Annotated in this window: 15 protein-coding genes; 5 read left to right on the forward strand and 10 right to left on the reverse strand. The window is 68.6% G+C overall.

The window, feature by feature from the left end; translation table 11 throughout:
* Nucleotides 1-347: 347 nt before the first annotated feature.
* Entirely contained in the window at nt 348-617 is a 270-nt protein-coding gene (locus tag ACZ5IK_RS16395) for a GlsB/YeaQ/YmgE family stress response membrane protein (protein ID WP_101607254.1), read from the reverse strand.
* A 77-nt stretch (nt 618-694) separates the two neighbouring features.
* Complete coding sequence (locus ACZ5IK_RS16400) at nt 695-1,183, reverse strand: MarR family winged helix-turn-helix transcriptional regulator (RefSeq protein WP_465488412.1); 489 nt, start codon at nt 1,181-1,183, stop codon at nt 695-697.
* Between the two features lie 69 nt (nt 1,184-1,252).
* Here ACZ5IK_RS16400 and ACZ5IK_RS16405 point away from each other — a divergent pair, with 69 nt between their 5' ends.
* Complete coding sequence (locus ACZ5IK_RS16405; RefSeq protein WP_465488413.1) at nt 1,253-2,446, forward strand: FAD-dependent oxidoreductase; 1,194 nt, start codon at nt 1,253-1,255, stop codon at nt 2,444-2,446.
* 191 nt (nt 2,447-2,637) lie between these two features.
* Complete coding sequence (locus tag ACZ5IK_RS16410; RefSeq protein ID WP_465488414.1) at nt 2,638-3,534, forward strand: poly(ethylene terephthalate) hydrolase family protein; 897 nt, start codon at nt 2,638-2,640, stop codon at nt 3,532-3,534.
* Between the two features lie 26 nt (nt 3,535-3,560).
* On the opposite strand, the gene ACZ5IK_RS16415 is transcribed toward ACZ5IK_RS16410, so the two are convergent.
* Nucleotides 3,561-5,852: an ATP-binding protein gene (locus ACZ5IK_RS16415; RefSeq protein ID WP_465488415.1), complete on the reverse strand. Its 2,292-nt coding sequence runs from the start codon at nt 5,850-5,852 to the stop codon at nt 3,561-3,563.
* Nucleotides 5,853-6,020: 168 nt separating this feature from the next.
* Between ACZ5IK_RS16415 and ACZ5IK_RS16420 the strand changes: the two genes are divergently transcribed.
* From ACZ5IK_RS16420 to ACZ5IK_RS16430, 3 genes are all read left to right on the forward strand, one after another.
* On the forward strand, nt 6,021-7,136 hold the full coding sequence (locus ACZ5IK_RS16420) for a 3-oxoacyl-[acyl-carrier-protein] synthase III C-terminal domain-containing protein (protein WP_465488416.1): 1,116 nt from the start codon (nt 6,021-6,023) through the stop codon (nt 7,134-7,136).
* Nucleotides 7,136-7,546 (forward strand): nuclear transport factor 2 family protein, encoded by a 411-nt coding sequence (locus ACZ5IK_RS16425; protein ID WP_465488417.1) that lies wholly within the window; start codon nt 7,136-7,138, stop codon nt 7,544-7,546. Before ACZ5IK_RS16420 ends, ACZ5IK_RS16425 begins: the two co-directional genes overlap by 1 nt.
* Nucleotides 7,547-7,650: 104 nt before the next feature.
* Nucleotides 7,651-7,989 carry a peptidase inhibitor family I36 protein gene (locus ACZ5IK_RS16430; protein ID WP_465488418.1) on the forward strand — a complete coding sequence of 113 codons (339 nt, stop codon included), beginning with the start codon at nt 7,651-7,653 and terminating at the stop codon, nt 7,987-7,989.
* 326 nt (nt 7,990-8,315) lie between these two features.
* On the opposite strand, the gene ACZ5IK_RS16435 is transcribed toward ACZ5IK_RS16430, so the two are convergent.
* The 7 genes from ACZ5IK_RS16435 to ACZ5IK_RS16465 all read right to left on the reverse strand — a co-directional run bounded on the left by ACZ5IK_RS16435 (nt 8,316) and on the right by ACZ5IK_RS16465 (nt 17,093).
* Complete coding sequence (locus ACZ5IK_RS16435; protein WP_465488419.1) at nt 8,316-9,854, reverse strand: S8 family peptidase; 1,539 nt, start codon at nt 9,852-9,854, stop codon at nt 8,316-8,318.
* A gap of 27 nt (nt 9,855-9,881) precedes the next feature.
* Complete coding sequence (locus tag ACZ5IK_RS16440; protein WP_465488420.1) at nt 9,882-11,342, reverse strand: trypsin-like serine protease; 1,461 nt, start codon at nt 11,340-11,342, stop codon at nt 9,882-9,884.
* 26 nt (nt 11,343-11,368) lie between these two features.
* Nucleotides 11,369-12,922 (reverse strand): S8 family peptidase, encoded by a 1,554-nt coding sequence (locus ACZ5IK_RS16445; RefSeq protein WP_465488421.1) that lies wholly within the window; start codon nt 12,920-12,922, stop codon nt 11,369-11,371.
* 277 nt (nt 12,923-13,199) lie between these two features.
* Nucleotides 13,200-15,956 carry an AAA family ATPase gene (locus ACZ5IK_RS16450; protein WP_465488422.1) on the reverse strand — a complete coding sequence of 919 codons (2,757 nt, stop codon included), beginning with the start codon at nt 15,954-15,956 and terminating at the stop codon, nt 13,200-13,202.
* Between the two features lie 53 nt (nt 15,957-16,009).
* A complete protein-coding gene (locus tag ACZ5IK_RS16455; protein WP_465488423.1) occupies nt 16,010-16,357 on the reverse strand; it encodes a hypothetical protein in 348 nt (115 codons plus the stop codon).
* A 162-nt stretch (nt 16,358-16,519) separates the two neighbouring features.
* Nucleotides 16,520-16,675: a hypothetical protein gene (locus ACZ5IK_RS16460; RefSeq protein ID WP_158255813.1), complete on the reverse strand. Its 156-nt coding sequence runs from the start codon at nt 16,673-16,675 to the stop codon at nt 16,520-16,522.
* Nucleotides 16,676-16,703: 28 nt separating this feature from the next.
* A complete protein-coding gene (locus ACZ5IK_RS16465) occupies nt 16,704-17,093 on the reverse strand; it encodes an ATP-binding protein (protein WP_465488424.1) in 390 nt (129 codons plus the stop codon).
* Between the last annotated feature and the right edge of the window lie 104 nt (nt 17,094-17,197).

Raw genomic sequence — 17,197 nt, forward strand, 5'->3', positions numbered from 1 at the left:
GGGGTTCTGTGTGGAGAAATCCTTTTGCGCGGTGTCTGATGTCCCGAAAGTGGCTTTCGCGACACCCCGGGCGACTGGTGCGACCCACACAGTTTGAACCTTCAACCCCGGCCAGGAACAGCGTCACCCAGAACAACAGTGTCCCGAAAGCCACGTTCCCAACCTTCACCGTTGCGAACGAGACCTTCACAAAACCCGCCCCACAACCAACACCGCAAACGGCACGAGCACGCCCCGTTTGCCCTTCCCCTCAATAGAACCGGCATTGCCACTCACGACCCCTGACACAAAGCACGCGAAGCACCTAAACGGGACACCTGCACCACAAAAGTGTCCCTTAAGGACAGTCAGGAGCGACGGCTCTTGCGGCCGGTCACCTTGTTGTAGATGACCAGCACGATCACCGCGCCGATGACCGACCCGATCCACCCGGCGGGCTGGAAACCGCGGATGCCGACCGTGAGCAGGCCGAACAACAGGCCGCCCACGACCGAGCCGACCACACCCAGCACGATCGTCCGCAGCAGGCCGATGTCGTCCTTGCCCGGGACCAGGGCTCGCGCGATGAACCCGGCGATCAGGCCGAACAGAATCCAGCCCAGGATGGTCCAGAACATCTTGTCCCCTCACTTCGGTCGAACGGCACTTTCACAGTACGGCGCGCAAGCACACCGGCGCCAACCGCGGCGCCCATTCACGGCTCCAATCGCCGGTTGGCGTTCTCCGTCGCCTCGGCGATCTTCGACAGGAACCTGGTGACGACACGGAGTTCCTCGGGGTCGGCGGCGTGGAGCGTGGCCGCGATCTCGGTCCCGGCGAAGGCGAGGAACCGGCGGGCGTGTTCCCGCGCGGCGGGGGTCGGGCGCAGGGTGACCCGGCGACGGTCGCTGCTCTCACGGCTGCGCTGGACATGACCGGCGCTTTCGAGCCGGTTCAGCAGAATCGTGGTGGCACCGGTGGTCATGGCGATCTGCCGGGACAGTTCCGCCGGCGAGAGCGGTGTGCCCGCCTCGGCGGCCCAGGTGATCTGGCCCAGCGCGTTGGCGTCCGAAACGGGCAGCCGCATCCAGACGGCGAGATGCCGGTGCAGTTCACCGAAGCCGACCGCCCAGTCTCGAAGCCGCTGCATCACCTCGATCTGGATCGGTGTCCAGTTTTCGGTCAACGGGTCGACATCGGCCATGCGACCTCCTTTGCACCATAGTAGCTTTGCAGTAAAGCTACTATGACGGCTACCGACAGGGGAACTCGGATGACCATTCGACATGCCGTGGTGTCCGGCGCGAGCATCGCCGGACTTTCTGCCGCTTTCTGGCTTCGGCGCACCGGCTGGGAGGTGACCGTGCTGGAGCGGGCGACGGCGTTCCGCAACGGCGGGCAGAACGTCGACGTCCGCGGTGTCGGCCGCGAGGTGCTCGCCAGGATGGGCCTGACCGACGCGGTGAAAGCGCAGAACACCACTGAGACCGGCACCGTCTTCGTGGACGCTTCCGGCGAAGTGCTGGTGGAACTGCCCTCCGACGGCGCGACCGCCGAACTCGAAATCCTGCGCGGCGATCTCGCCGGCACGATCCTGCGACAGCTTCCCGAGGGAGTCGAGATCGGGTACGGCGATCCCATCGCCGCGGTCCGGGAGGAGGGCGACGCGGTCACCGTGACCACGAGCGCCGGCCGGGTCCTGCGCGCCGACCTGCTGGTCGTCGCCGAAGGGGTCCGCTCCACCACCCGCGACCTGCTCTTCGAGGGCCAGGTCGACCGCCGCGCGCTGGGCATCACCATGGTCTTCGGCACCATCCCGCGCACCACCGGCGACGACAGCCGATGGCGCTGGTACACCACGGTCGGCGGACGGCAGGTCCACCTGCGCCCGGACCACCACGGCACCACGCGCGCCATCCTCGCCTGCACGGAGGCCGAAGACCCGACCCGGCTCGGCCGGGCCGAGGCGCTGACCCGGCTCCGCGACCGCTTCTCCGGCGTGGGCTGGGAAGCGCCCCGGATCCTGGACGGGTTCGACGGCTCCGACGACGTCTACTTCGACCATCTCACCCAGATCCGCATGCCGGTCTGGCACCGCGGGCGGGTGTGCCTGGCCGGTGACGCCGCCTGGTGCGTGACCCCGATGGGTGGCGGCGGCGCCTCGCTCGCGCTCGTCAGCGGCTACGTCCTCGCCGCCTGCCTGTCCGGCACCGGATCCGGCTCCCTCACCCCCGGCCTCACGGCCTACGAGAACTGGATGCGGCCACTCGTCGACGACGTCCAGGGACTCCCCCGCTGGATCAAACCGTTCGCCTTCCCCCGGACCCGGTTCGGCCTGGCGTTGTGCAGAGCAGCCGACAAAGCACTCATGTCACCGGTATTGGCACCCCTGATGGCGAGGTTCACCAGGATCGCCGACACCGACCGCGCGTTGCCGTCCATCACGGCGACGGGAACGGCGAGCTGAACGACCCGGGCGGGCACCGCGCCTGAATGCCAATTCCTCCCGGGCGGACTGTCACTGGTGCGCGCGATTCCCCACCGCGAGAATCCGATTTCCGCCGGTACGTGTTTTCCACGACGTTCAGGCGAATGCGTTCCTCTATACCTGGAACACCGTTCCTGCGTCGGAGCGGTTCTTCCGAGAGGACATGCGCAATGAAGCGTCGACCACAATGGACCGCCGCGATCGCGGGTGCGGTGATCGCACTGCTGGTGGCCATGCCGGCAACATCGGGGCTGCCCGTCACCGGAGTCGCGTCGGCGGCGACCGCCGAGGACAGTCCTTACGCTCGAGGGCCTGCTCCGACGAAAGCCACTGTCGAGGCGGCCCTCGGGTCGTTCCGGATCGCGACCGAGAAGGTCCCGTCCGGGCAGGGATTCGGCGGCGGGACGATCCACTATCCGACCGCCACGGACCAAGGCACTTTCGGTGCGATCGCGATCGCACCCGGCTTTCTCGAAACCGAGGCCGCCGTCGCCTGGTACGGCCCGCGGCTGGCGTCACAGGGCTTCGTGGTCATCACGTTCTCGACCACGAGCACCTGGGACACCCCGGACGTCCGATCGGAGCAGCTGCTCGCGGCCCTGCGCTACGTCACGGACAAGAGCCAGGCCAGGAGCCGGGTGGATTCGAACCGGCTGGCCGTCATGGGGCATTCGATGGGCGGCGGTGGTTCCCTGATCGCCGCGCAGAAGGCCCCCACCCTGAAGGCGGCCATTCCCTTGACGGGCTGGAATCCGAACACGATCTTCTCCGACCTGAAGGTCCCCACCTTCGTCGTCAGTGCTCAGAACGATTTCATCGCACCGGACGGTGCGCATTCCCGCCCGTTCTACCAAAGCCTTCCCGCGTCGTTGAACAAGGCGTACATGCTGCTCTCGGGCGCCGGGCACATGGTGCCGACGAAACCGAACGTGACCATCGCCAAATACAGCATTTCGTGGCTGAAGCGCTTCGTGGACGAAGACACCAGGTACGACCAGTTCCTGTGCCCCCTCCCGGCGAACGACCCGAAGATCGCCGCCTACCAGGGAACGTGTCCACTCACCTGAGCACCCCGGCCGCGGTGGCCTCCGGGTCACCGCGGCCCGCCACGGGCCCGGTTCTCGACCCAGACGGCCAGCTGGGTCCGGTTGGCGAAGTCGAGTTTGTTCGAGATGTGCTGCAGATGCGTCTCCACGGTGCGGCGGGCGATGACCAGCCGTGCCGCGATCTCCCGGTTGCTCATCCCGGCCGCGACCAGCCGCGCGATCTCCGACTCGCGCGGTGTCAGCGGCGGCAGGACACCCTCGGTACCGTCGTCCCGGCGCGCGCTCGTGCCGCTCAGCGCGTCGTGAGGACTCCTCTGCCGCCCTTCGCTGAAGGAGACGTCGAATTCGTCGTCTCCCAGAGCTTTTCGGGTGGCTTCGCGAAACTCCCGGTGGGCCGTCGACACGGCCACGTCGGGCTCGGCACCGCAGCGATCCCAGAGTGTCGCGGCCGTTCCGAACAGACCCGCCGCCCGCGTCCACTGTCCGCGCCGGGCGGAAACCCAGGCCAGACCGTCCACCCGGTACGCCGCGGACAGCACGTCCGACCCACGAAGGTCGATCTCCAGTGCCGTACGGATGGATCGTTCGCCTTCGTCGACGTCGCCGCCGAAGCAGACCTCTGCGACACCCAGGCCGAACAACGCCATCGAACGGTAGCGGTCCTCCCCCGCCTCCTCGCACAGCCTGCGCATCGAACCCAGCAGTTTTCGCGCTCCTGGCAGGTCTCCCCGATAGGCCAGCGCGACTCCCTGGATGAACAGGGGGTGCATCTGACGTCGTGCGTCGCCCCGCTCGCGGAAGATCCGGACAGCGGCCGCGGCGTGGACGCTCGAATCCGGCTCGGCCGACAGCATCAACACGAATGCCCGGGCGTGGGCGAGGTACGGCGCCGCCTCGTCGTCCTCGACCGCCTTCGCCGCGGTCAGTCGCTCCTTGGCGAGCGGGAGGTCCGCGTGCAGCGCGGCGCAGAGAGAAGCGATCGCCAAGCCGCGGGCACGGCCTGGGGCCTCCGGAGGGACTACGTCGAGCGCGCGATCGATCCAGTCGCGTACCTCCCACGCGGCTCCGCGAGCCACCCAGTACTCGATCAGGGCGGTCGCCATCGTCAACGCCGCCTCCCCTTCGCCCGGCGTCCGCAACGACCACGACAACGCTTCCCGGACGTCGGCGTGCGCCGCGGTCATGCGCTCGAACGCCTCGTCCTGTCCCGGTCCGAACCAGGCGCCGGCGGCCTGCTCGATCAACTCGGCGTAGTGATCACGATGCCTCCCGGCCACCGCTGGCTCATCGCCGGATTCGGCGAGCAGCCGGCCGCCGAATTCACGAAGCAACCGGAGCATCCGATAGTGGACCTTGTCCGCTCCGTCGACGCGGATCAGCACCGACTTGTCGACGAGACCGGCGACGGCGTCCAGTACCTCGTTCCCTGGCCTGCCGCAGACGGCCTCGGCCGCGGACAGATCGAAGTGCCCGGCGAAGACCGAGCAGCACGCCCAGGCGGCTCGCTCGTCGGCGGTGCACAGGGAATGACTCCACTCGAGCGTGGCCCGCAGCGTCCGATGCCGCTCCACGGGGAGCCGGAGACCGGTGACCAGCACCCCCGAGCCCTGTTCGACCAGGTCGGCGATCTGCGACGGCGACAGGACGCGAACGCGTGCCGCGGCCAGTTCGATCGCCAGCGGCAGGCCGTCCAGGCGACGGCAGAGCCGGACCACGGACGCGGCGTTGCCTTCGGTGACCTCGAACGAGGGCAGAACGCTCATGGCTCGTTCCGCGAACAGCCGCACCGCGTCGAACGTGAGCGCCTCCTGGGGCGTGCCGACCTCCTCGGGTGGAACGGAAAGGGGCTGGATCGCCAGGATGTGCTCGCCGTCGAGGCCCAGCGAGCACCGGCTGGTGGCCAGGACCACCAGATCCCGGCAGTCGCGAAGCAGTGCGGCGACCAGGTCGGCACTACCGACCGGCAGGTGCTCGCAGTTGTCCAGCAACAGCAGCGATCGCCGGGGCCGGAGGTACGACACCACGGCCTCCAGGTCCGTACGACCCGCCGTGTCGTGCAGACCGAGACTGTCGGCGACGGCGCGCGCGACCAGTCGTTCGTCCCGTAGTTCGCCCAAACCCGCGACGGCCACGCCTCCGGGGAAGTCACGGGTCAGCGAACTGGCCACCTGGGCGGCCAGCCGGGTCTTGCCCACGCCGCCGGCACCGGTCAAAGTGACCAGACGGCCCATGCCGAGCAGCCGTCGCACTTCGTCCTCGTCCTCCGCACGACCGACGTAGCTCGTCAGTGCCCGCAGCCGGCCCTCGCCTTCGCCCGCCATCCGCCTCATCGCCCACATCGAAGCACGTTCACCGGGATCGCGTATCCCCCACGCCGAAGGCACCGGCGGACAGGAAACCGTGTCCATTAGTACCTCGATCACGTGAGGCGCCGTGTACTCGCGTCCGGATCATCCATCATGACCCGGAGACCGACCATGATCCACCGCTGTTCGTGGAGGCGCCCGATGCCCGACCCGTGCCTGCTGGCCGTCTCGGCCGAACTGCCGTCCTCTCGATGGTCCACGGCCGACCTGCTGGCCTCGGCGGGCGACCGTTTCAGCCCCAGGCTGGTCGCGATGCTGAGCGATCTGGGTGTGCGGACCCGCCACTCGGTGCTGGCGAACTACCCCGACGTGCTCTTTGCCGGGGCCGAACCCGAATTCGAGATCACCGCGTCGGAACTGGCCACCCGCGCGGTGCGCGGCTGCCTGGCGAAAGCGGGCATCGATCCCGCCACCATCGGCCTGGTGCTCGGTGTCACCAGTAGCCCGGGGAGGTTGCTGCCGAGCCTGGTCTGCGACCTGTTCGCTTCGGTCCCGGAGATCCCCCGCGAGGCTGTCGCTCTCAGCCTCGAGTACCTGGGGTGTTCGGCGATGGCGAAAGCGGTGGACACGGCACGGTGGTTTCTCAACGCCGAGCCCGGCAAGCGCGTCCTGGTCTGCTTCATGGACGCGATCACCCCGCTCTCGCCCCCGCTGCCCGGGGAGTACGGGCACTTCAGCGAGGCGACGGACCGCCAGGACACGGTGAACGCCATGCACGGCTTCCTCTTCGGTGACGCCGCGGTGGCGATGCTGCTGGGCGGCGAAGGTGCGGGACCGACATTCGGGCCGGTGGCGCATCTGACGAACGAACGTCCGGAGGACGCGGAACTCGGCACCGTGCCGGACGGAGGCTCGGACATCCCGGTCGTGCACGGGCGGCGTCTCTACACGCTCAGCCAGCAGGTCACCCCGCGCGGGACGCACTACGCGGTCAGCACCGTGCGGTCTTTGCTGGCCGGAGGTTCCAGCGGGCTCTCCTCGCCGTCGGAGGCGGGGCTGATGCTCCTGCACACCGGCAGCCGCCGCATCCTGGACGGCCTCTGCACCGAATTCGGCGTCGCCCCGGACGGGCCGGAAGCCGCGTCCTCCTACCGGATTCTGCGCGATCACGGGAACACTCTCGGCTGTTCGGTGCCCCTGATGTTCGCCGACCCGGTCCACCGCGAGCCGGGGACGGGACTGGTCGTCGCCTTCGGGCTGAGTTTCAGCTGTGGCGCGTTCACCGTACGGATCCCGGACAGTGGCTGGAGGCCATGATGGACCTTCCCCGATATCTGCGCTATGTCGCGGCTTTCAACGGCCAGGACTGGGACCTGGTGCACCGTGAGTTCTACGCCGAGGACATCCGTGTCCGGTTCCCGGTGGCCACCTTCACCGGCAGGGCCGAATCCCTCACCTGGTTCCGGACCGTCCACGAGGCGCTGTTCGAGGTGCTGGTGCCGAAAGGCGTTCGCATTTCCCCGGACGGCCGAGAGACCGTGGCGGACCTCGCCGTGCGTTTCGTCGCACTGGGCGACACGGACTTCATTCCCGGACCCGGCACCGCCCGGGCCGGCGACACGGCCGACGTCGCGATGCGAGCCACCTACCTGTCCGGTGTGGACGGCCTGATCACCCACCTCGACGTGGACTTCACCGGCCCACCGGTACCGGGACGGATCGGCTGACACCCCGAGAAGGTCACCGTTGGGCAACTACACCGCCTCGCCGGGCGATGCCGAAGCTACGCTCCTGCCGAATCGGGCAGAGTGCCCGCTCAGGAGGGACGACGATGAGTCGCAAGTATCGCCTGACGACCCTGCTGGCCGCCGGCATCGCGCTCGCGGCGACGGTGATCGCGCCCGCGACCGCGATGGCGGCGCCGAGCTGCACCTCGGATCTGTGCCTGTGGTCGGGGCTCAACTACACCGGCACGAAGAGCTCGGCGGGGTATTTCGACAAGAACACTCACTGCTACCCGGACAAGCACTACAACTCCGCGGTCAGCCGCACCGGCTACAGCATCCGGATGTACAACGGCTCCTCGTGCAACGGCCCGTCGTTCGTGCTCGGACCGGGCAAGCAGGTCGCCAAGACCCAGTTCGTGGTGCACAGCTTCCGCCGCGCCTGACGCGGTGAGGTCATCGTCTGATCTCGCGACTGCTCAAGACGGGTCCTGATGCCCGATTTGAGTGCTTCACGCGGTTCCGCGCGGGGGTCGTGAGCGATAAGGAGCGTTAGAACGACGTTTAACGCTCACGACCTCCCGGTCAAGTCGGGACCGCGGAGTCCGTGAAGGACTCCTTGAAGGACTCTGGGTCCCTCAAAGTTCCCCTCATCCGGCGCTACCCGTGAAAGGACACCTGCGTTGTAGCCCGAGAACAAGCGGTAAGGCTATGCCCAGGGAGGTGGGACCGGTCGCCAAGTCCGGTCCCACCTCGTTTCCTCGCCCCCGGGTCAGAACGTGACGGTGAACCCGTCGACCGAGCCGGTGTCGAACCGGTAGACGTCCTGGGCGCTCAGCTTCCAGGTGCCGTTGGCGTTCTCGCCGGAGGCGTCCACCGTGTACGTCTCGTGGACACCGCCCGCCGCACCGACTCCACCGGAGCCCTTGAGCCGGTACGCCTTCCCGCTCGGCCCGATCAGGTCGAGCACCAGGTCCGCGGTGTAGGTGTGCGAGATGTCCACCTTGACCGGCAGCGTCGAGGACGCCCTGCCGTCACAGCCGTCCTGTGTCACCGCACTCGTCACGGCGGCACCGGCGTCCGGGATGGCGACCGGAGTGGTGTTCGACTTCGCACCGCACTTCGGCCCCGGGCCACCGCCGCCGATGAACGAGACGTTGAGCAGTTTGTTCAGCGAACCGCTGCCCGGGTTCTTGACGACACCGTCGGAAGCGTTGTTCACCAGCGCGTCCCGGACCTGTTTCGGTGTCGCGGACGGGTTGGCCGCCAGGTAGAGCGCGGCCGCGCCGACGACGTGCGGTGTCGCCATCGAGGTCCCGCTCATCCCGGCGGACCCGCCGTTGCTCGGGCTCAACGAGGTGATGTTGGTGCCCGGGGCGAAGATGTCCGTGCAGCTTCCGTAGTTCGAGAACGACGAACGGTTGTCGCCGGAGTCCGTCGCGTTCACCGTGATGGCTTCCGGCACCCGCGCGGGGCTGGTGTTGCAGGCGTCGGTCGAGGCGTTGCCCGCCGCGACACCGTAGACGACGCCCGACGCGATCGACTTCTTGACCGCGTCGTCGCCGACCCCCGGTGCGTCCATACCGAGGCTCATGTTCGCCACGGCCGGCTTCACCGCGTTGGCCGTCACCCAGTCGACGGCGTCGATGATGCCCGAGTCGGGCCCTGAGTTGTCGCAGCCCAGCACCTTCAGCCCGACGATCTTGACCTTCTTGGCGACCCCGTAGGTCTTGCTGCCGAGGGTGCCGGCGGTGTGACTGCCGTGGCCGTGGCAGTCCTTGCCGTCGCCGCCCATGAAGTCCTTGCCGAGGCTCGCCCGGCCTTCGTACTCCGGGTTGCCGGGGTTGATGCCGCTGTCGAGGTCGTACGCGGTGACTCCTTCACCGCTGTTGTTGTAGGTGTACTTCTTGTCCAGCGGCAGGGTTTTCTGGTCGACGCGGTCCAGACCCCAGGTCGGGTTGGCCTGGGTTTCGGTGCCGCGGGCCGTGCCGTCCTGGTAGACCGCCTTGACCGACGGATCGGCCGCGAGCCGCCGGGCCTGCTTCTCGGTCATCTTCTTGACCGAGAAGCCGTTCAGCGCGGCCGACCAGGTGGACCGGACCTCGCCGCCGAAGCGCTGGGTCAGCGAGGCGGACGACGCCTGCGCGGTCGCGAGGCCGTCCTTGAGCACCACGATGTACTGGTCGCCGTAGTGCTGTTTCGCCTGCACCACTACACCTTCGGCCTCCGCGGCGACGGCGTTCCCGGCGCCGAGCGCCAGCAGCGGCGTCAGTGCGCCCAGTGCCAGCAGGAGTTTTCGAGAGTTACGCATGGTGGATCACCTCCGTGGTCGTCGTGGTCACTGGACGGTGAGCGTGTACGTGGCGGTCGAGGTCTTGCCGGAGCCGTCCTTCGCCGTCACGGTGATCGGGTACGTCCCGGTCTGGAACGGCGGGAAGACCTGCATCGTCGAGGTACCGCCGCTGGAGATGGTCTGCGGGTTGAAGAACGGCGCGAACGGCAGACCGGAACCGGAGGCCGAGAGCGTGATGGAGCCGCTGCCGCCGGTCACGGACACCTTCGTGCTGACCATGGAACCCGGCCGCGCGGTGCCCGACGCGGGGTTGAGGGTCACCTTGAGGTCGCCCGGCTCGCTGCCGCCCTTGCCGACGGTCAGCGTCAGCGTGGTGGTCGCGGTGTCGGTGTTCCCCTTGCCGGAGACGGTGATCGTGTAGTCCCGCTCGGGCGTGTTCGCCGCGGTCTCGATCGTCAGCTTCGCCGTGTCACCGGACTTGATGGTCGACGGCTGGAAGGTCGCCTTGGCGCCATCGGGCAGTCCGGACGCGGTCAGCGCGACGTCCTCGGTGCCGTTCTTGCCCGGCTTGCTCGTGATCGACGTCGAGACGTACTTGCCGGGGTCGACCTTCGCCGAACCCGGCGACGCGGCGAGGGTGAACTTGTCGGCGCTGGGGGCTTCGCCGATCTGCTCCTTGACCCAGTCGCCCATCTCGTTGTTCAGGCGACTGTAGACGCTGTACCACTTGAAGTCGCTGCGGCTCCACGAGGTGATGCCGACGACCACGCCGTTGACGACGAACGGGCCGCCACTGTCGCCGGGCAGGACGGTCTTGCGGCCGTCGGAGTAGCCCGCGCAGATCATCGTCGCCGGGTCTACACCGTTCTCCACCCCGGTGCACTGGTTCGGGTTGACGATCGGCAGGGTCAGCTTCTGCAGGGTGACGTCGGCGGGGCTGTCGCTCTGGGTCTTCTTGCCGTAGCCCAGGCTGAAGCCGTCCTTGCCCGGGGTCTCCAGGCCGGTGTCGGCCGAGGTGGCGACCTTGGCGTAGCCGCCCGCGGGGACGGGGATGTCGGCGTCGGTGGTGATGATCGCGACGTCGTAACCGTTCCAGGGCTGGGTGAACCGCGGGTGGAGCTGGTAGTCGACGGCCTTGAGCTGCGTGCCGCCGGTGCTCTTCAGGTCGTCGAGTCCATAAAGGACGGACTTCTCGCCCGCCAGTTCCTTGCAGTGCGCCGCGACCATCACCTTGCGGGGTGCCACGACCGAGCCGCTGCAGCTCTGCCCCTTGGGACGCGACCCGCCTTCACGCAGGGCGGCGATGGCGAACGGGTAGTCCTTCACCGAGGCGGGCACGCCGCCGATGCCCTGGGCGTGGGCGCCGTCGGGGATCCGGACGTCGCCGGTCGGAGCGATCGCCGACGCGGTCCGCTGGGGCGCCGCCCCCGCGGTTCCGCCGGCGATGGGGATCGACAGCGCCGTCACACCCAGCGCCAACAGGCCCAGGATTCTTTTTCTCTGCACGGTGGTTCCTTTCACAGGGAGGGAAATCAGAAGGTCAGGCCGAAGCTGTCGATGACGCCCGCGTCGAAGCGGTAGACGTCCTGGACACGCAGCTTCCAGTCGCCGGAACGGTTCTCGCCCGACGTGTCGACGGTGTAGGTCTTGGAGAGGTCGATCGTGCTTTCACCACCGGCCTGCTTGAGGTTGACGACCTTGCCGCTCGGCGTCACGAGGTCGATCTTCAAGTCGCCCGAGTACGCGTGCTTGATCGCCACGGCGACCGAGGTGCCCGACGTGCCCTTGGCATCGCAGGAGCCGATGGTCACGGTGCTGGACACGGCGTCACCGGCGTCCGGGATCGCGACGTCGTCGGTGCTGCTGCCACCCGCGCAGGACGGCGGATTCGGCGTGCCGCCGCCGAGGAAACCGGTGTACAGCAGCTTGTTCGGCGAGCCCTTGACATCGGAGATCTTGCCAGGGGTGGTGTTGTCGAGCAGCGCCTTGGTGACCTGCGCCGGGGTGGCCGACGGATTCGCGGTCAGGTACAGCGCGGCCGCGCCGGCGACGTGCGGGGTGGCCATCGACGTGCCGCTCATCTGCTGCGTGCCGCCGCCGTTGCGGGTCGAGGTGATGTTGCTGCCCGGCCCGAACAGGTCGGTGCAGGTTCCGTAGTTCGACGACTGGGACGAGTTGAAGATCGACCGCTTGTCCTGCGCGTCGCTGGCCGCGACCGTGATCGCCTCCGGCGTGCGGGCGGGTGAGACGTTGCAGGCGTCCTGCCCTTCGTTGCCCGCGGCGACCGTGACGGTGATCCCCGCCCGGACCGCGCCCTGCACCGCCTGGTCCACAGTGGACGTCACACCGCCCCCGATGCTCATCGTGAGCACCGCGGGTTTCTTGGCGTTCTTGGTGACCCAGTCGATACCGGAGACGACCGTCGACCACGGCGAGCTGGAGTTGCAGCCGAGCACGCGGACGGCGACGATCTTCACGCCCTTGGCGACACCATAGGTCGTGCTGCCGACGGTGCCCGCGACGTGCGTGCCGTGACCGTGGCAGTCGGAGGCGTCGTTGTCACTGTCGACGAAGTCGTAACCACTGCTCGCGCGGCCACCGAACTCGGACTGCCGGTAGTCGGTCCCGGTGTCCAGGACGTAGACGGTGGCACCGTCGCCCTTGTTGGCGTAGTCGTACTTCTTGTCCAGCGGCAGGTCTTTCTGATCGATCCGGTCCAGGCCCCAGGTGGGGTCGTTCTGGGTGTCGGTGGCGCGGGCCGTCGAGTCCTGCTCGACCGACGCGACGGCCGGGTCCGCCGCGAGTCTGCGGGCCTGCCCCTCCGTCATGCGACCGGCGAAGCCGCGCAGGGCCGCGTCGTAGGTGCGGGTGACCTGCGCGCCGTAGCCGGAGGCCAGCGAGTGGGCGTCGGCGGTGCCGGCCCGGCCGGGTTCGAACGTGACGAGGTAGGCACCCGGGATGGCGTCCGGGCCACCTTTCAGCACGGCCTGTTCGCCCGCGGAGGCGGTGGCCGGGAGGACGAGGACGGCGGCGGACAGGGCCGTGGCCAAGGCCAAGGCCCGTCGGGGACGGAAACGTTCACGCATCGGCATACTCCTGAAGGTGGGGAATCGGCGCCGGGCGGGGAGAGAGCGAGGGCGACCACGGCGCTGTGACAACAGTGAATTTTTCCGACGGCGAGAACAATAGTGGTTGTCCACGATGGACTACCCATTAAATTCACAGGCCCGCCACCTGCGCTTTTGTCGCAAGTCGCGACAGCTCGAACAAGCTCGAATTAATTCGACCCGTATGCCGAAAAAGTAAGGGACCTCATCAATCGGCGCGGACATGAAAAGACCGAGCCTGATTGAACCACACAATTCAGGCGGTTTTCGACGCGGCGATCCGGTCGCGCAACAATTCTTCACTCAGGACGGCACGCGAAGGCAGATCGAGTTTGCACAACGCCCGGCCGAGATGGACCTCGACGGTGCGCGCGGAGAGGAACAGGCGTTCGGCGATCTCGCGATTGGTGAGGTTCTGCGCGGCCAGGACGACGACCTCGAGTTCACGGGGTGACAGCGCTTTGCCGTAGCCTCGACGACCACGCCGCGGCACGTCCGGATCGTGAGCCGCCAGAGCCCTTCGGCATCGCTGCGCGTCGGCGAGGGAGTCCAGCGCCCGGTAAGTCGTCTCGGCGGAGGTGAGCGCGCCCAGCACCCGTTCGTGCTCGCCGAGTTCGGCGTAGCACTCCCCGGCGAGTTCCTCCGCGCCCGCGGCCGCGTAAGGCCGAGGCAAGGCTTGATACGACCGGGCCGAGCGACTGAACAGTTCGGCGGCTTCGGCGGGGCGGGGCCGGGCGAGCAGACCTTGGCAGAACAGGTCCGCCGCGTGGGCGAGCGGCGCGTCGCGGCCGACGATCCCTTCCTGGTATTCGGCCAGCCACGCTTCGGCGGCTTCGGTCTCGTGCTCCCCGAGCAGGATCCGGACGGCCAGCGGAAGCAGTTCGGCCGCCCACACCCAGTTGTTCTTGCGGCGGACGTTCTCCAGCCCGTACTCGACGAGACGACGCGCCCCCGGGAGATCCTTGGCGGCCAACCGGACCGCCGCCCGTCCCGCGAACGACGAGGCCTGGAGGGGAACACTGCCCGCCGAAAGACCGAAAGCGGCGTCGAAATCGCGCAGGGCCGCCGCCCGCTGCCCACGGCCGAAGTGGTACCAGCCCAGTGCCAGCAGCGGTTCGGCCGCCAGGGAACTGTCTTCGCCCACTCGTGCGACCAGCTCACGGGCTTCGGTGTCCACTCCTGCCCAGAGGCCCATGACGACATCGAGCCGCAGATCGGTGCCCGCGGCCAAGGCCTCCAGATACGACTGGTGCTCGTCCTGGATCAGCCGTCGTGCCGTCGCGAGATACGACCTGGCCACCGGGTAGTAGCCGTTCCACGCCGCCGCGTCGGCGAGGTTGATGTAGGTCCGGCTGACCTGGCGGCGCACATCGGCCGACCGCGGCGAGTCCGGGAGCGTGCCGACGTCCTGCCAGACACCGGGATCGGCGACCTGCATCCGGCTGGACATCCGGTTCGCGGTGACCGCGGCGAGCAGTTCGACGTCACGAAGGCCGTGGCTGGCGCGCTCGGCCTGATCGAGCCAGCGCAGGTTCTCTTCGACCGGGACCGCGCCGAGGTGCGGAAGCGCCAGCGTGACCAGGCCGCGCGCGAGCAGCGCGCGGTGGTCGGAGAGGTCGGCGACGGCGAGCTGGATTTCCGAGCGGCCGGCGTCGATCTGCCCGGCCTGGTTGATCAGCACCCGGCCGAGATTGATCCGGATCTCGCCGCGGGCGGTCTTGCTCATCGGCCACTCCCGCACCGCCGTGCGGAGCAACCGGACCGTCGGCTCCTTGATCAGCTCGTAGGCCGTCCCCCTGCTGAGCCTGACCGCGAAGTTTTCCCGGTCCGCGCGGGAAAGTCCCTCGTCGCCGAGCGCGGTTTCGAGCAGGCGCACGGCTTCGTCCGGTTTGCCCTCGGCCACCGCTCTGTCGACCGCTTCCGAGGTCCAGCGCACCCATTCGGCGAGTTCTCCGGCCGCCCGATGGTGCTGTGCGATTTTCGGCGCGTCCGGTTCGCTCGAACCGGCAAGGAAACGTGCGACGCGACCGTGCAGGCGGCATCGGCGGGGGCCGGGGACAGCGGTGAGGATGACCTCCGCCGCGAGGGGGCTGCGTGCGGCGTACCGGCCCCTTCCCAGGTCTCGCAGGAATCCCTCGTCGAGAGCGGAAAGCAGCGCGTCGTCGATGGCGTCAGAGGCCAAACCGGACACGGCGGCCAGCTCGGCGCCCCCGGCCGGGCGGCCGAAGACCACGGCCGCCTCGGCGATCGCGGCACAGCCCGGCTCCGCCTTCGCGAACCTGGCCGCGAGCGCGTCGGCCCAGGCCCGGGGCACGGGCGCACCAGGCGTTTCGAGGACCGCGTGCACGGCACCGCGCACGCCACCGGTCCGGCGATGGACCAGTTCGCCGAGTTCCCGGGAACCTGCCAGTGACACGACCTCGTCGGGCTCCAGCGGCGCCAGCGTGAGTCTCGCGGTCACTCCCGACCTCGGAGGCCACCAGGACTCCCCCGGTCCCGGCCGATGCGCCCGAATCGCCGTGGTGGCGACGACGGCCAGCCGTGGAGAGGGGTGGTCCGCCAGGAACCTGAGGAGGTCTTGGGTTTCCTCGTCGGCCTCGTCGGCGTCATCGACGAGCAGCACGGTGCGGTCGTGCGCGGTCAGCAGTTCCCGCAGCGCCCGGAACACCAGGTGACGACCGGTCGTGTCGGCAGGCACCTCGGGGAGCACCTGGGTCAGTTCCGGCAGGAACGGCCGGAGAACACCGGCGAGCGGCGACAGGAGCGGAGCGACCGTGGTCCACCGGCGGAGGTCGGCGCTCAGCGCTTCGAGCATCGGGCCGAGTGGGACGGGCCGCCGGCGTCGGGCGCAGCGAACCCGGACCAGGGCACTGTCCTCGGTCTCGCGCCGGGTGAGCTCGTCGAGCAGCCGCGTCCGCCCGGAACCCGGTTCGCCCTCGACCACGGCGAAGGCGGGACACCGGGCGATCGCCCGCGCGGGCCCTGCGACGAAATCCGCTGTCGCGCCGTTCATGAACCGACTCTAAGCGCGAACCTCTTGTTCGGGATTTCTCTAAGGGTCCTCATTTAATGCGGCGCCGGGCGGGCCAACTCGACGAGACTGTCGAACAGCACCTCCGCGGACCGGCACACGGCGAGCGGCGGCACCTCGAACGGGCCGATGACCTCGGTCAGCTGTTCCCAGGCGAACCGGCCCAGCACCCTGGCCAGCACTGCCCTGACCGCGGCGGGTTCCCCCGCGCGAGGCCGCAGCGCGTCGTCACCGCCACTGAGGCTCCCTTCCGGCTCGAGCGCGTCGAGGCAGCGGGAAAGGACCTCGCCGGTCAGCCGGATCGCGGCCACGCGTGACGGCCCCCGCAGGTAGGGGGCGACGTCCGCCATGCTCGCCATCCGGTGAAGCACGCCGGCCACCATGCGGTCTCGTAAGTAGTGTGGCCCGAGGGTGGCAACGGTCGCGGGATCCTCGAATCGCTTCGACACGATCCCAGCTTTGCCGGGCAGAGGTGCCTCAGCCAGGCCGGAAGCGATAGATGAGGATCCGTAGCTATTGACCACCAGCGGCTCGACCGCGCCGAGTCAGAGGTTGATGGCCAGCCACAGCGCCAGCCAAGCGAGCAAGGCGACCACTCCGCCCACCCCGACGGCCAGGAGAACACGCCTGATCCAGAGTGATTCGTCGACGGCCCCGGTCATCGCCGTTTCGGCCGTCGATACCCCGACTTCATCGCCCATGCTCAGGAAGTACCTCGGATCGTCCGGGTCAAACCCTCTGGTTCCCGCTGCTCGGCGGTCCGGCCTGCCTGAGCGGTAGCTCCGCCCAGACCGTCTTGCCTTCGGGACCACACCGCTGCCCCCATCTGGCCGCACCTCTGGCGACGAGCCGGAGGCCGAGCCCCGCGTCCTCCCCCGCGTACGCCAGCCTTGGATTCGCGTCGTCGATCTCCATGCGCAGACGGTCCGCGGTCAGCCCCACGGTGACCGCCCGGCAGGCATGCCCATGGACCACCGCGTTCGTCACCAGCTCGCCGAGCACCAGTGCCGCGTCATCGGTCAGGTCGGCGGACGCACCCGGATGGTGACGTTCCAGGACGCTCCTGAACCAGCACCTGGTTTCTCCCAGGCCGGCGGCCCCGCGAGGTGGCGAGGGCAATCTTTCCTCCACGGTCGTGCCTCGGCTGCTGTCCGGCATTCGGCCCTGCCTTCCCCAGACGGATACCTGAAGTGAGGATTACCCGTTCCGGGCCCGTTTCAGTC

Source organism: Amycolatopsis sp. NPDC031561 (assembly GCF_055580625.1).

Bases quoted from the DNA above. Each gene is read 5' to 3' on its own strand.
- ACZ5IK_RS16395 (WP_101607254.1), bottom strand. From the start codon at position 617: ATGTTCTGGACCATCCTGGGCTGGATTCTGTTCGGCCTGATCGCCGGG.
- ACZ5IK_RS16400 (WP_465488412.1), bottom strand. From the start codon at position 1,183: ATGGCCGATGTCGACCCGTTGACCGAAAACTGGACACCGATCCAGATC.
- ACZ5IK_RS16405 (WP_465488413.1), top strand. From the start codon at position 1,253: ATGACCATTCGACATGCCGTGGTGTCCGGCGCGAGCATCGCCGGACTT.
- ACZ5IK_RS16410 (WP_465488414.1), top strand. From the start codon at position 2,638: ATGAAGCGTCGACCACAATGGACCGCCGCGATCGCGGGTGCGGTGATC.
- ACZ5IK_RS16415 (WP_465488415.1), bottom strand. From the start codon at position 5,852: ATGTGGGCGATGAGGCGGATGGCGGGCGAAGGCGAGGGCCGGCTGCGG.
- ACZ5IK_RS16420 (WP_465488416.1), top strand. From the start codon at position 6,021: ATGCCCGACCCGTGCCTGCTGGCCGTCTCGGCCGAACTGCCGTCCTCT.
- ACZ5IK_RS16425 (WP_465488417.1), top strand. From the start codon at position 7,136: ATGGACCTTCCCCGATATCTGCGCTATGTCGCGGCTTTCAACGGCCAG.
- ACZ5IK_RS16430 (WP_465488418.1), top strand. From the start codon at position 7,651: ATGAGTCGCAAGTATCGCCTGACGACCCTGCTGGCCGCCGGCATCGCG.
- ACZ5IK_RS16435 (WP_465488419.1), bottom strand. From the start codon at position 9,854: ATGCGTAACTCTCGAAAACTCCTGCTGGCACTGGGCGCACTGACGCCG.
- ACZ5IK_RS16445 (WP_465488421.1), bottom strand. From the start codon at position 12,922: ATGCGTGAACGTTTCCGTCCCCGACGGGCCTTGGCCTTGGCCACGGCC.
- ACZ5IK_RS16450 (WP_465488422.1), bottom strand. From the start codon at position 15,956: ATGAACGGCGCGACAGCGGATTTCGTCGCAGGGCCCGCGCGGGCGATC.
- ACZ5IK_RS16455 (WP_465488423.1), bottom strand. From the start codon at position 16,357: ATGGTGGCCGGCGTGCTTCACCGGATGGCGAGCATGGCGGACGTCGCC.
- ACZ5IK_RS16460 (WP_158255813.1), bottom strand. From the start codon at position 16,675: ATGGGCGATGAAGTCGGGGTATCGACGGCCGAAACGGCGATGACCGGG.